At 70.9% G+C, this 14136-nt stretch carries 9 protein-coding genes; 5 read left to right on the top strand and 4 right to left on the bottom strand.

Features of this window, described 5'->3' with window-relative positions; genetic code table 11:
• Positions 1-13 precede the first annotated feature (13 nt).
• Positions 14-3217 (bottom strand): amino acid adenylation domain-containing protein, encoded by a 3204-nt coding sequence (locus ABZ840_RS00645; protein ID WP_361550997.1) that lies wholly within the window; start codon positions 3215-3217, stop codon positions 14-16.
• A 191-nt stretch (positions 3218-3408) separates the two neighbouring features.
• On the opposite strand from ABZ840_RS00645, the gene ABZ840_RS00640 reads away from it, so the two are divergent.
• Positions 3409-4674: an MFS transporter gene (locus ABZ840_RS00640; protein ID WP_361550994.1), complete on the top strand. Its 1266-nt coding sequence runs from the start codon at positions 3409-3411 to the stop codon at positions 4672-4674.
• Positions 4675-4757: 83 nt separating this feature from the next.
• Here ABZ840_RS00640 and ABZ840_RS00635 read toward each other — a convergent pair whose 3' ends face one another.
• Both ABZ840_RS00635 and ABZ840_RS00630 read right to left on the bottom strand, forming a co-directional pair.
• Entirely contained in the window at positions 4758-5582 is an 825-nt protein-coding gene (locus tag ABZ840_RS00635; RefSeq protein WP_361550991.1) for an SDR family oxidoreductase, read from the bottom strand.
• Positions 5583-5652: 70 nt separating this feature from the next.
• Complete coding sequence (locus tag ABZ840_RS00630; protein WP_361550988.1) at positions 5653-6327, bottom strand: SRPBCC family protein; 675 nt, start codon at positions 6325-6327, stop codon at positions 5653-5655.
• 186 nt (positions 6328-6513) lie between these two features.
• On the opposite strand from ABZ840_RS00630, the gene ABZ840_RS00625 reads away from it, so the two are divergent.
• Positions 6514-7182 (top strand): TetR/AcrR family transcriptional regulator, encoded by a 669-nt coding sequence (locus tag ABZ840_RS00625; RefSeq protein ID WP_361552281.1) that lies wholly within the window; start codon positions 6514-6516, stop codon positions 7180-7182.
• 26 nt (positions 7183-7208) lie between these two features.
• Here the strand turns inward: ABZ840_RS00625 and ABZ840_RS00620 are convergent, their stop codons facing one another.
• Positions 7209-7697 carry a glutathione peroxidase gene (locus tag ABZ840_RS00620; protein ID WP_361550985.1) on the bottom strand — a complete coding sequence of 163 codons (489 nt, stop codon included), beginning with the start codon at positions 7695-7697 and terminating at the stop codon, positions 7209-7211.
• A 205-nt stretch (positions 7698-7902) separates the two neighbouring features.
• Between ABZ840_RS00620 and ABZ840_RS00615 the strand changes: the two genes are divergently transcribed.
• The 3 genes from ABZ840_RS00615 to ABZ840_RS00605 all read left to right on the top strand — a co-directional run bounded on the left by ABZ840_RS00615 (position 7903) and on the right by ABZ840_RS00605 (position 14084).
• The gene (locus tag ABZ840_RS00615; protein WP_361550982.1) at positions 7903-11046 is read left to right on the top strand and encodes a BTAD domain-containing putative transcriptional regulator; all 3144 of its coding nucleotides are present in this window, start codon (positions 7903-7905) and stop codon (positions 11044-11046) included.
• Between the two features lie 264 nt (positions 11047-11310).
• Positions 11311-12480 (top strand): serine hydrolase domain-containing protein, encoded by a 1170-nt coding sequence (locus ABZ840_RS00610; RefSeq protein WP_361550979.1) that lies wholly within the window; start codon positions 11311-11313, stop codon positions 12478-12480.
• Between the two features lie 248 nt (positions 12481-12728).
• The gene (locus tag ABZ840_RS00605; RefSeq protein ID WP_361552278.1) at positions 12729-14084 is read left to right on the top strand and encodes a S41 family peptidase; all 1356 of its coding nucleotides are present in this window, start codon (positions 12729-12731) and stop codon (positions 14082-14084) included.
• The last annotated feature ends 52 nt before the right edge of the window (positions 14085-14136 follow it).

The raw sequence follows: 14136 nt of genomic DNA, 5'->3' as shown, positions 1-14136 counted from the left end.
TTCCCGGGCGGCCCTAGTCGATCCCCTCCCCGGCCGCCATGGCCGCGCTGATCACCGTTTCCTCCACCTCGTGGGCGAGGCTTTCCAGTACCGGGTGGTCGAATACGGCGCGGAGCGGCAGCCGGCAGCCGGTGGCGTCGGAGAGCCGGGACAGTACCCGCGTCGCGAGCAGCGAATGGCCGCCGATCCGGAAGAAGTCGTCGTCCGCGCCGACCCGGTCCAGCCCGAGCACCTCCTGCCACACCTCGGCGACCAGTTCCTGCACCGGGCCGGAGGGCGGCCGGTAGGCCGCTGCGGTGCGGAATTCGGGGTGGGGCAGGGCCGCGCGGTCGACCTTGCCGTTGGCCGTCAGCGGCAGCTCCGGCAGCACGGTGTAGGCCGCCGGACGCATCCAGGCAGGCAGCGCCCGCTCGGCGTGCTCACGGACGGCCGCCACGGCCACGTCGGCGCGCAGGCTGACGTAGGCGCACAGCGCGGCCTCGCCGTCGGGGGCCGTACGCGGCTCCACCGCGGCCTCCCGCACGCCCGGGTGGCCGCTCAGCACCGCCTCGATCTCGCCGGGTTCGATGCGGTGGCCGCGGATCTTCAGCTGCGCGTCGGTGCGGCCCAGATACTCCAGCCGGCCGTCGGCGCACCGGCGCGCCCGGTCACCGGTCCGGTAGATCCTGCCGCCGTCCGAGGCCCAGGGGTCGGGCAGGAAGCGGGTCGCGGTGAGTCCGGGGCGGCCGAGGTAGCCCAGTGCGATGCCGGGGCCGGCGAGGAACAGTTCCCCCGGCGTGCCCACGGGAACGCGCCGGAGCCGGTCGTCCAGTACCCGTGCCCGCATGCCGCGGAGCGGGCCGCCGATGTGCACCGGCAGTCCCGGATCCAGCCGGCCGCTGGTGGCGGCGATGGTGCACTCGGTGGGCCCGTAGAGGTTGTCCAGCGTGAAGGGCAGGCCCGCCGGCACATGGGCGAGGCTGTCGCCGCCGGTCTGTACGGCGCGCAGGCCTGTGGCGGTGGGTGGCTCCGCCGCCGCTGCTGCGAACAGCGGGGTCGTCAGGAACGCCACCGTGACGCCTGCTTCGTCCAGCCGCGACCACAGGCCGCCCGGATCGAGGCGGGCCTCGTCCGGCAGGACCGCCAGGACCGCCCCGGCCGCCAGCGCGGGCAGTGTGTCCAGCAGGCTCGCATCGAAGCCGGGGCTTGCGAGCTGGGGCAGTCGGTCGTCAGGGGTGAGGCCGTAGTGGTCGACGTACCAGGAGACGAAGTTGCCGATGCCCTCGTGCGTCACCAGGACGCCCTTCGGCTGCCCGGTGGAACCGGACGTGTAGATCAGGTAGGCGGGCTGCCCGAGCCGTACGGGCGCGATCTCGGCGGGCGCGTCGGCCGGGGCCGCGGTGGAGACGTCCAGCAGCTCGACGTGTGCGGGCCGGGGGAGGTCGGGCGTGTTGGCATCCTTGAGGACAAGCGGGCAGCCCGCGTCCCGCAGTAGGTACGTCAGGCGATCGGCCGGGTACGCGGGGTCCAGCGGAAGGTAGACGGCTCCGGCGCGCAGTACGCCGAGCAGGGCCGCGACCTGGGACGCCGAACGTGTCAGGCACACTCCCACGGGGGTGGCCGGGGCGAGCCCGCGGGACGTGATCAGCCGGGCGATGCGCTCCACCTCCGCCCCGAGCTCCGCGTACGTGAGCCGGGTCGTGCCGTCGGTCACGGCTTCCTGGTGCGGCCGCTCCCGTACCTGCCGCTCGAAGAGGTCGAGCACGGTCGGTGTGGTGGTTCTCGTACCGGGTGTGCCGGTGGCGAAGCGCTCCAGCTCGGCGGCCTCCTCGGCGGTGACCGTCGCGAACCGCGACAACGGCTCGCCCGGGCGTCGCGACACCTCGTCCAGCAACGCCACGAAGCGACGGGCCAGCCGCTCGACCGAGTCGAGACGCAACAGGTCGGCGGCGAAGTGGGCGTCGACCAGCAGGCCCCCCGAACCATCGGGACCGGCGGCGAAGGACAGGTCGAACTGGGTACGGGTGGTGTCCCGGAACTCCACGCGCTCGCCCCACTCGGACGCGGCCCCGGGCACCGCCTCGGCCAGCGTGAACACCGTCTGGACGAGCGGGCTGTGGCCGGTCTGACGGGCCGGTGCCACCGCCTCGACGATCCGGTCGAAGGACACGCCCTGGTGGTCGTAGGCGTCCAGCACGGTGTCCCGGGTACGGCCGACCAGCCGGGCGAACGACTCCGATTCGTCGATGTGCCCGCGCACCGGAAGGACGTTGGCGAAGAGCCCGATGATCGGCTCGGTCGCCGCGGAACGGCGGTTGGCCGCCACCGAGCCGACGATCAGGTCGGGCCGCCCGGTCCAGCGCGCCAGCAGCAACTGGTAGGCGGCGAAGAGCACCTGGAACGTCGAGGCCTCGCAGTCCCGGGCGACCTGCTCGATCCGTGACACGACAGCCGGCGGGACGGCGAAGCGATGGCATCCACCGGCGTAGGTGCGCTCGCCCGGCCTGGGCATGTCGGCCGGCAGGTCGATCACCTGCGGCGCACCCGCGAGCTGCTGCTGCCAGTACGCCAGATCCTCGGCGAAGATGCCCCCGTCGGCATCCGACTGCTCCCAGGCCGCGAAGTCCGCGTACTGATAAGCCAGGTCCCGAAGCTCGGCGGGGCGCTGTCGCGTATGCGCCTCGTACAGCTCGGCGAGTTCCTGGTGGAGCAGGTCCATGGACCAGCCGTCGGTCACGATGTGGTGGATCACCAGTAACAGCACATGGTCGCGCGGAGCGGTGCTGAACAATCCCGCCCGCAGCAACGGTCCGTGCTCCAGGTCGAACTCCGCGGCGAAGAACTCCGCCATCCGTGCCCGCCGCGTCCCGGGCGCGTCCGTCAGATCCTCGATGTGCAGGTCCACCGTCCCTGCGTCGTCCACGAGTTGGCACAGCTCGCCCTCCGGAGTGAGGGAGAAGTGGCTGCGCAGCGCCTCGTGCCGGTCGGTCACTGCCGTCAATGCCGCACGCAGAGCCGCGACGTCGATGTTTTCGCGCAGTCGCAGCGCCAGCGTGGAGTGGTAGACGGTCCCGCCGTCCGTGGCCTTCTGGGAACGCAGTTGGTGATCGAACCAGAGCCGGCGCTGCGCACTCGACACGAGCAGCGGGCGGGACCGGTCGGCGTACGGCAGGGCGGCCCTGCGCGGGCGCGTGCGCAGCCAGGCAGTGACGTCTTCATACGTGTCGTCGCGCGACATGATGCCCTCCGGTTGCACAGCTCAGGCGGGGCCGGACAGACGGCTGTTGCCCACAAGGGCCTCCACAGTGGATCAACCCCCGCCCGCCACGGCAAGCCCGCTTCACAGTGACCTGCGCCACTGTGTCCCCTGAGGCCGGTGATGGCCTTTTTCCCCTGTGATGCGCGGCTGTTGTGGCAGGGTCGGCTGCTGTGACCAGAATCGAAGACCGGGCCACAAGCCCGCTGCCGCGCTCCTACTATGTCTGGCTCTCGGGGGCACTCACCTCGATCCTCGGGGACGCGGTCCTGTACTTCGCCCTCGGCTGGGCGGCGGCCACCCACGGCGGCACCGTGGCCGGCCTGGTGCTCACCGCGATCAACCTGCCCCGGGTCCTGCTCCTGATCGTCGGGGGAACGGTCGGCGACCGCTTCGGCGCCCGGCGCGTGATGATCGCCGGGGACAGCGTGATGCTCGTCGGCACCATCGCCCTCGCGGTCTTCGCCCACCAGTCCGGGCCCGCCGTCTGGCTGCTGGTCGCCGCCGGGGTGCTGGTGGGGATCAACGATGCCTTCTACCTTCCGGCCTCCGGGTCCATGCCGCTGCGCCTCGTGGGCCAGGAGTCGCTGCCGCGCGCCCTGGCCATGCGTCAGGGCGGCGCCCAACTGGTCACCTTCATCGCCGGACCGCTGGGCGGCTTCCTGGTCGCCACCGGCGGGCTCACCGGCACCGCGCTGCTGAACGCGGCCACGTTCACGGTGGTCCTCGTCATCGTCATCGCCATCCGCCCGATCCACGACATCCCGCCGGCCAAGGGCAGCGGCAGCTTCCTGCACGACGCGCTGGACGGGATCGCCGTCGGTTGGAAGGACCCCGTCCTGCGGCCCGCGCTGATCGCCACCGGCGGAGTGGCAGGTTTCCTGCTGCCGGTGATCCCGCTGCTGCTGCCGCTGCTCGCCCGGGACCAGGGCTGGGGCGCGGGACGGACCGGAGTGGTGTTCGGTGTGCAGAGCCTGGGGCTCCTCGCCGTCAGTCTCTTCGTGATGGTCCGCGGGACCCTGCCGCGCCCCGGGCTGGCCGCCACCGCGGGCATGCTGGTCTCCGCGGCGGGCACGGCCATGTTCGTCGTCTCACCGGCCGTGGCCATCCCCGCGGCCCTCCTGGTCGGCGCGGGTTCGGGCCTGTTCGCCTCGCACATCGGCCCCCTCGTGCTGATGAGCGCCCCTCACTCGCATCTGTCCCGGATGCAGGCGCTGCTCACCTTGGTGCAGAGCGTGTCCCTGCTCGCCATGAACAACGTCCTCGGCAATTTGGCCCGGCTCACCACGGCGACCACGGCGGTCCTGGTCTGCGCGGCAGCCATGACCGCGACCGGTATTGCCGCCCTGTGCTCCCGCGCGTTGCGCACCACGACCACCGCGGCGCCGGAACCGCAGCCGGTGGCACAGCAGCGTGCCGGCGCCGCCGAGGGGGCCTGACGACCCACCGCCCCGTGTCGGCGGTGCAGCTGCCGGGTTTCTCAGCGCACGGTGAATCCACTGCCGCGCACGTGAATCCGCCGTCAGCGAGCGGTGAATCCACCGTCCACCGGCACCACGGTCCCGGTGACCTGCCGGGAGTCGTCGCCGGCCAGCCAGACCGCGGTGGACGCCACATCGGTGGCCTCCACCAGGCGGTTCATCGGCTGGTCCGTGGCGAAGGTGCGCTCGTGGTCGGCGGCCGGTACGTCGAGACAGCGGGCGATCTCGACCAGCATCCGCCCTTCCAGAGCCGGTTCGTCCCGCACCGAGCCGGGGCACAGGGCGTTCACCCGGATGCCGTGCGGCGCGTAATCGAGCGCCGCCGCGCGCGTGAGACCGATCAGCCCGTGCTTGGCGGCCACGTACGCCGCGAAGTAGCGGTACCCCACCATGCCCGCGGTCGACGAGACATTGATGACGCTCCCCGAGCGCTGGGCCACCATCGCCGGCAGCACCGCCCGCATCGCCCGCCACGAGCCGGACAGGTCGATGTCCAGCATCAGACTCCACTCCTCCTCGGCGATCTCGTGCACCGGCCGCCCCGAGGGCGCCGCGATACCGGCGTTGTTCACCAGCACGTCGATCGCACCGAAACGGTCCAGAGCCTTGTCCGCGGCGCTCTGCAGCTCCCCGCCGTCCCGTACGTCACCGACGACGTCGAGCACCGAGGCACCCGCCACACGGCACTCCTCGGCGGTGGCCGACAGCTGGCTCCTCGTACCCAGCGGATATGGGCAGCCGGGCACGTCCTCGGCGACATCGAGCAGCACCAAATCCGCCCCCTCCCGTGCGAACGCGATCGCCGTGGCGCGGCCTATGCCCCGCGCCGCTCCCGTGATGAGTGCCGTCTTGCCTGCCAGTCGCATACACAGCCCCTTGAGGACGTCGCGTAGGAAGATAGGAAGATCACCGGAATCCTAGGATGCAAAGTGATGCCTACGGGGCTGTTCGGACGGATGTGGTGCTCCTCGGTGCCTCGGCGACCGCCTTGAGGTCGCGCAGCCACGCTTCGAGGCCCTGACGCAGAATCTTGGTGGCGGTGGGAACATCCGATTCGACCTCGGCACCGGTGTGGGTCTCTTCGGTGCTCACACGGACGCCGCCCCTGACCTTGGTGAAGTTCCATACGTGGACGCCGTTGATGCGCAGTCCTTCGCCGACCGCGGGGCCGGTCCAGCGGATGCAGGAGTGGCGCTTCAGCTGCTCGACGGTAGAGGTGATCTCCAGGCTGGTGGTCGGCGTCGCGGGGTTGGGCGGCACCGGCGTCGTCCACCGGAACGCCGAACCCTTCCGGAACGGCCCGTGGTCGAGGCGCTCCATGGTCGTGATCGTGTCCTGCCAGGACGGCCAGCGCTCCACGTCGGTCTGCAGCTTCCAGATCGTACGCAGCGGTGCGTGGATCACGGTCTCGGTCCGGTGGCGGACGAGGGCGTTGGGGACGACGCCTTGCCCGCGGCAGGTAAGGGACTTGGCGGGGTGTGCGGTGGTGGCACCGGCCGGTGCGGCAGCCGTGCCGAGTAAGCCGAGGGCTACGAACGGGACGGTGAACAGGGCGGTGTGTATGCGGGGGCGGCGGATCCCGGACCTGGTGCGGGACTTGGTGTCGGGCATGGCGTTCTCCTCGTCGGTCGAGACGCTTCGATACAAGCTCCGATACAGCTTCACGCGTTCGTTAGAAGGTATAACGCCATGGCGGTGAAGGGTCAACAGGTCGGTGATAGCCTCTAACTGAATTTCGAAGCAGTAGCTGCAGGAGAGGTGGCTGCGTTCAGCCGCATGAAGGGGGAGTGGCAGGCCGTGGCGAAGACGGACGCGGGCACGCCGCGGGAGCGCTATCGCAACCAGGTACGTGCGGAGGTCAAGCAGCACGCCTGGGAGCAGATCGCCACGGCGGGCGCCTCCGCGCTGTCCCTCAACGCGATCGCGAAACAGATGGGGATGAGCGGCCCCGCGCTGTACCGCTACTTCGCCAGCCGCGATGAGCTGATCACCGAACTCATCCGGGAGGCCTACCGAAGCCTCGCCGAGACCCTGCGCGGGGCCTCCGCCAACGGCGCCGACCTGGCCGGACTGGCGCACGCCCTGCGCGACTGGGCCCTGGCGGACCCCCAGCGGTATCTCCTCATCTACGGCACCCCCGTCCCCGGCTACCGCGCACCCGACGACATCACCGGCATCTCCGACGAGATCATGACCACGCTGCTCGACGCGTGCACGACGGCGGCTTCGGACGGCCCCGCCTCGTCCTTCAGCGCCCACCTGGAAGACCACCGGGACTGGGCCGCCGACCACCCGGCCCCGCCCCCGGCTCTCCACCGGGCCCTGGCGTTCTGGACCCGGCTGCACGGCGTACTGTCCCTGGAACTCGCCGGCCACTTCGCCAACATGGGCTTCGACCCCGCCCTGTTGTTCACCGCCGAACTGGATGACCTACTGGCAACCCCCGGCCAGGGAACCGCTCGCTGATCAGGGCGGGGTTCCGACTGTGGTCGTCAGCGGGGGAGGACGGCTTCGATGGCCGCGGTGACCTCGGCGGCCTCGGGCTCCGTCTGGGGAGCGAAGCGCGCGGCGACGGTGCCGTCGGGGGCGATGAGGAACTTCTCGAAGTTCCAGCGAATGTCACCGGTGTGACCGTCGGCGTCGGCGGTGTCGGCGAGCTCGGTGTAGAGCGGGTGCCGGTCGTCGCCGTTCACGTCGGTCTTCTGCGTCATCGGGAAGGTGGTGCCGTACGTGGTGGAGCAGAACGTGGCGATCTCCTCGGGCGTACCCGGCTCCTGGCCCATGAACTGGTTGCACGGGACGCCCAGCACGGTGAAACCACGCGACGCGTAGTCCTGCTGAAGCCGTTCCAGGGCCGCGTACTGCGGGGTCAGACCGCATCGGGACGCGACGTTGACGATCAGCACGGCCGACCCCTTGTACTGGGCGAGGTCGGCGGAGCCGCCGGTGAGGGCGTCGATTTTGATGTCGAAGACGGACATGAGACTCCTTGGTGCGTGAGTGTGCGGTGTGTGGTGTGCGGTGCGGGAAGATCCCGGCGGCCCACCCTAGTGCGCCGCTGCCGCCGGGGACGGGGCGCACGTCCGGGATACTGGGCCGGTGGGGATGCGGATAGCGGTGCTCGGGCCGGTTCGGGCCTTTGACGATGACGGGACGCCGATCGGCATCGGGGGCCCGAGGCCGCGCATGTTGCTCGGGCGGCTGGCGCTGGCGGCGGGCGACAGCGTGTCGTCCGCCGCGCTCATCGACGGTCTGTGGGGCACCTGCCCGCCCGCCGACGCGCTCAATTCGCTGCAAGTGCTGGTGTACCGGCTGCGCAAAGCCCTGCCCGACTGCGGGGTGTTGGAGTCGGCAGGCACCGGCTACCGGCTCGCGGTGCCGACGGAGTGCGTAGACGCCGCGCGGTTTGAAGCGCTGGTGACGCGGGGCGGGCGGGAGCTCGCCGCGGGGGCGCCCGAGGAAGCGTCTTCGCTGCTCGGCGAGGCGCTCGCGTTGTGGCGGGGACCGGCGCTGGCCGACGTACGGCAGGCCCCGTTCGCCGGCCCGGCCGTGGCCCGGCTGGAGGACCTGCGTATCGCGGCGCTGGAGGACCGTTGTGATGCGCAGCTGCGGCTCGGCCACCACGCGCAGCCCCTCGCTGACCTGGAGGCGGCCTCGGCGGAACATCCCATGCGGGAGCGGCTGGCCGCGCTGCGGATGCGCGCCCTGCACGCGGCGGGCCGGCAGTCCGACGCGCTGGCCGCGTTCGAGGACATCCGCGGCAGACTCGCCGACGAGCTGGGTGTCGACCCCTCGGCCGAGCTTCAGGAGGCCCATCTCGCCGTGCTGCGCGGCGAAGAACGGCCGTCCGCCCCGCCGCCCGGTCCGGCACCCGGCCGGCTGCCCGCCCGCCTGACCTCGTTCATCGGCCGGGACAGCGAGCTGGCGCTGTTGGACGGGCTGATGGCGGCCGCCCGGCTGGTCACGATCGTCGGCCCCGGTGGCGTGGGCAAGACCCGGCTCGCCGTGGAGGCAGCGGCCCGGCACCGGACCTACCGGCAGGGCCGGCTCTGGCTCGTACCGCTTGCCGGGGCATACGACCCCGACGGGGTGGTCGACGCGGTGCTGGGTGCGCTCAGCACGCCGAACACGCCGCGGCCTCCCGGCGACAGTCCCAAGGAGCCACTGGAGCAGGTGGTCGACCTGCTCGGGGGAGGGGAGGCGGTGCTCGTACTGGACAACTGCGAGCATGTTGTCGACGCCGTCGCCGAGTTCGCGCAGCGTGCGCTGGAACGACGCCCCCGCCTGACCGTCCTGGCCACCAGCAGGGGCCCGCTGGAGGTCATGGGCGAGACACTCTGCCGCCTCGGACCGTTGCCCCTCCCTCGCCAGGGCGCGGATCCGGCCGAGGCCGCCGAGTCGGCCGCCGTACGTCTCTTCGTCGAGCGGGCGATGGCCGTACGCCCCGACTTCACACCCGAGGGGACCACCATGGAAGCGGTGGGCGAGGTGGTACGCAGGCTCGACGGGCTGCCGCTCGCCCTCGAACTGGCCGCGGCTCGGCTGCGGTCGATGAGCGCCGAGCAGATCGCCCGACGGCTCGACGACCGGTTCCGGCTGCTGTCCACGGGGAACCGGGCGGCGCAGCCGCGCCAGCGCACCCTGCACGCGGTGATCGAGTGGAGCTGGGAGCTGCTGACCGGCCAGGAGAAGGCCCTGGCCCGGCGGATGGCCGTCTTCCCCGCCCCGGCCGGGACCGAGGCCGTCGAGTCGATCTGCGCGGACGGGGTGTACGGGGCGGACGGGTCGGAGGGGCTGGAGGGATCGACGGGGCCGGACGGGCTGCTGTCTGCCGCGGACGTCCCCTACGTACTCGGTTCGCTGGTCGACAAGTCCCTGGTGGAACGGGTCGGGGACCGGATGCCCGAAGCTGCCGAAGCCGGTTACCGAATGCTGGAGACCGTCCGGGCGTACGCGGCCGAGCAGCTCCTTCAGGCGGGCGAACGGGAAGCGGTCCGCGGTCGGCTCGTCCGCCATTACGCCGACATGGCCCAGGAACACGAGCCGCTGCTGCGCTCCGTCCGGCAGCAGGAGTCGTTCGCGCTCTTCGCAGCCGAGTACGACACCATGGTGTTCGCGCTGCGGACGGCCCTCGACGGACGCGATGCCGACGCAGTGGCCCGGCTCCTCGGCCCCCTGTACTGGTACTGGAACTCGCTGCGCTACGACGCACGGGCCGAGGCCCTGCTGGCCGACGCGTGCGAGCTGGGCGACACACTGCCGGCGGACGCGCGCGCAGCCTTCACCGCGATCCATCTCCTGGCCGGCACCGGAAGCCCGACCCCCGACGCCGAGCGGGTGCGTGCCCTGATCGAGGACTGTGCCCGCACCGGGGCACTGGAGAGCCATCCGACGGTGCTGCTGGCCGTCCTTCCGGCGGGCTGTCTGCTCGGCCTGGACGAGCTGGTCGGGCGCCTGATACGGGAGATACGCGGGCGCCGGGACCGGTGGGCCATCGCGTGCACGTACCTTGTGGAAGCCTTCCTGCACCACGACCGCGGTGAGTGGGAGGGCCTCGCCAGTGCGGCGGCCGGTGCCCTCCGCGAGTTCGAAGCGGTGGGCGACCACCTGTGCACGGCGATGGCGTTGGCAGGCGTGGCGCAGGTCCACTCCGTCCAGGGGGAGCACGACGAGGCCATCGCCGCCTACCGGCGCGCGCTCGCACTCGTGCCCCAGGACGAGGTTCAGTACCGCCTCGGGCTCGCCGCCGAACGGATGCGCGGCGGCGACCTGGCGGGCGCGCGGCAGGACATCGACACGGCCGAGCAGGCAGCCCAGGACCGTGGCGACGACCTCCTGCGGATCGCGGCCCTGGTCTGCCGGGCCGACCTCTACCGTCGCGCGGGAGAGCCGGCACGGGCCGACCAGCAACTGCGTCTGACAGCGGCGCTCGGCCGCGAGACCTCCCTGCCCGACGAGGCGGTGGAGGACTGGATCGCACCCGCGCGGATGGCGAACCTGCTGGCGGCAGGCGAGGCCGTACGGGCGCGTGAACTGCTGCCCGGAGTCGTGCGCGCGGCCTTCGCCCACCGCAACGTCGCCCCCGCGGCCCAACACCTGGCCCGGCTGCTGCTGGCGGAGGGAGACCCGCCCGGCGCGGCCACCGCACTCGGCATGAGCCAGGCCGTCCGCGGCGCCTTCGACGACGGCGACCCGGATCTCCGCGTACTGGCAGACGAACTCGCGCGAGCGCTCGGCCGGACGGAGTACGCCGCGGCGTACGACCGTGGCGCCGCCATGCCGCGACAGGAGGCACTCGACTGCTTGCGCCGTGCGGCCGGCGACGGCTGACGCGCCCCACGGCCTCTGATCAGCGGTGCGTGGCTCCTGACGCGTCCCACGGCTTCTGACTGAAGTGCACAGCTTCTGACAGTGACTCACGGCTTCTGACAGGGACTCACGGCTTCTGACAGGGAGCGCCCCGGCCTGTCAGTAGGCGATCAGAGCGTGGTCATTGCCGACCGGCACCGTCGTCCACGTACCGAAAAACAGGCGGACGGGCGGACGCCGGGGCAGCCCCGTGGGGGACCGGCAGCGCCCTGGGAAGGAAACGACATGACGAACTCCGCAGGCACCGGGCGCGAGAAGGTTCAGCAGATGCTCGACTGGACGGTGGCCGAGGTGGACGTGCCGGGCATCGTTGCCGAGGTACGGGACGGGCACGGCAGCTGGTTCGGCTCCGCAGGCGTGGCCGACATCGAGACCGGCCGGCCGCGCCAGCAGGGCGAACACGTACACATCGGCAGTGCGGCCAAGTCGTTCACGGCGGCCGCGGTGCTGCACCTGGAGGCCGAGGGCAGGCTGAGCCTCGAGGACCCGGTGGAGAAGTGGCTGCCCGGCGTACTGAACAACGTCAACGGCTACGACGGCACCAAGATCACCATCAGGCACCTGCTCAACAACACCAGCGGTCTGTTCATCACCGGACTCGCGCCGGAGCTGTCACAGCGCTACGCCACCCGCTCCGCGTTCGCCGAGCACCGCTTCGACTCCTGGACCAAGGACGAACTGCTGAAGCTGACGGTGTCCCAGCCTCCGGTGGGCGAGCCGGGCGCGGCCTTCGCCTACTCCAACGGCGGCTTCTACCTCGCCGGCATGATCATCGAGGAGGTTACCGGCAACAGCTACGAGGAGGAGGTGGCGCGCTCCATCGTCCACCCCCTCGGCCTGACGCACACCTACGTGCGTCCCGCGGACGACACCGGTTTCCCGGCGCCGTACCCGAGGGCGTACTCGGGACTGTTCATGAAGGAGGGCGTCGCCCCCGGAGACATCACCGCGGAGAACTGGGAGTCGATGTACGAGGAGCCCGGCCTCCCGCTCCTCGACACGACCGAGTACAACAGCTCCTGGGCCTGGTCGGCCGGCAACGCCGTCTCCACGACCAGCGAGATGATCCAGGTCTTCCGCGCGTTCGCCTCCGGCAGTCTGCTGCCGCCGGCCCAGCACCGCGCAATGTGGACCATGGTCTCCACCGAGGGCGGCCACTGGATGCCCCACGCCACCTACGGCCTCGGCGTGTTCGAGCTGGACCCGGCAGTGACCGGCGGGCTGCCGCTGCGTGGCATGGGCGGCAGCATGCAGGGGTCCCACTTCGTCGTCGTCGGCACCCCCGACGGCGAGCAGGTGATCGCCGTACACACCAACACCGAGTTCAAGACCTGGAAGGTCATGTTCAAGGCCATCGAGGCGCAGTTCGGCATCCCGCCGGTCGAGGGGCTGTAGCAGCGAGTCCCGGCCCCGCCGCCCACAAAGGGTGCCGGGGCCGGGCCGGTACCTTTGCTCGGCTACTCGGCGTGCGAAGCCGATGTGCAAGCGCAAGGTTGCTCCCCCGGGGGATATCCCCCCATTGATTGGACCGGCCCGCCGGATGTCTCCCGGGCGGGCCGGTCGGCGAGGGTGGATTCCGCGACGCGAATGGCGTCCAGAACAGAATGCGTCCATGACGGATCGCTTCCAGGGGGAGAATGACTGTGCGGCTCACACATTCCACGGCTGCAGCGGCAATCGTGGCTCTGTCATTGACACTTGCAGCCGGGCCGATGGGGCCCGCCGAGGCAGGACAGCGGCCGACTGTGGACGGCGTCTGGCGCGTGAAGGGCTACGGCACCGTCCTGTCGATCGCGGACGGGCGACTGCAGGAATACCAGACGACGGCGGTGAGCTGCCTGAAGGGCGACTCCGCGAAGGAGACGGGGCACCGCGAGTACAGCGCCGCCGACGGAACGGTCCTCACCGTCCGGCCGACCGGGTCGCTGCACGTCGCCGGGTCGGCGGGAAACCGAGAACTACGGCGGATCGCGAAACTCCCAGCGGCATGTCAGCACCCCACGCCCAAGGACCCTGTGACGACGTTCGACGTCTTCTGGCAGTCCTTCGAGGAGAATTACCCCTTCTTCGCCGCCAAGGGCATTGACTTGCATGCCGTACGGAAGGCATACCGCCCCAAGGTGCACTTCGATACGACCAGACGCGAACTCTTCGCCCTCTTCAGCAGGATGGTGAAGCCGCTGTACGACGCGCATGTCGCCGTCTTCGACGGGGACCGGCACTTCGCCCAGGTCCGCCCCGGCACCAGCATGCCCAGCGAAAAACTGGACGTGAAGGCCAAAACCCATATCGTGCAGCGTGACCTCAAGGGCGAGAAGCCACGGGAATTCGCGAACGGCCGGATCAGCTATGCGGACCTGCCCGGCGGGCAGGGATATCTGCGCATCTCCGGTTTTGCCGCCTACAACAAACAGAATCCCTCGTACGCGGCCCAGGAGGCCGAGCTCGACAAGGCCTTGGACGCGGTCTTCACCGCCCGGCGCACGGCTTCTCTCCAGGGGCTGATCATCGACCTGCGCATCAACGGCGGCGGCTCCGATGCCCTCGGCCTGCGCATCGCCGAGCGGCTGACCGACTCGCCGTACCTCGCCTACCGGAAGCGCACTCAGTACACGCGCCCGCAGCCCATTCCGGTACGTCCCGCTCAGGGAACCCACCGTTACAGCGGCCCGATCGCCCTGCTGATCGGAGGGTCGACGGTCAGTGCGGGAGAGACCTTCACCCAGGCCCTCATCGACCGGCCCGGCCGGACGATTCGCATCGGGGAGCCCACGCAAGGCGTCTTCTCCGACACCCTGGACCGTCGGCTTCCCAACGGGATGGCGGTCTGGCTGCCGAACGAGAAGTTCCTGACGAATCAGGGGAAGACCTTCGACGGTACCGGCGTTCCGCCGCACATTCGCACCCCGGTCTTCACCGAGGAGGAGTTCGCGAAAAACCGCGACTCGGCCTTCGACACGGCCGTCGCGGCACTCCGGAACCAGGGGCTGCTGAGATAGCCGCGAGCACAGTGGCCATGTTTCGAGTTTCGCAGAGGTCGGGGCTCAAAGT

Origin of the sequence: Streptomyces sp. NPDC047117, from assembly GCF_040643545.1 — a bacterium.
Taxonomy (GTDB): domain Bacteria; phylum Actinomycetota; class Actinomycetes; order Streptomycetales; family Streptomycetaceae; genus Streptomyces.
Note: the sequence above shows the minus strand (reverse complement) of the source record. Positions and strands in the feature narration are given on the sequence as shown.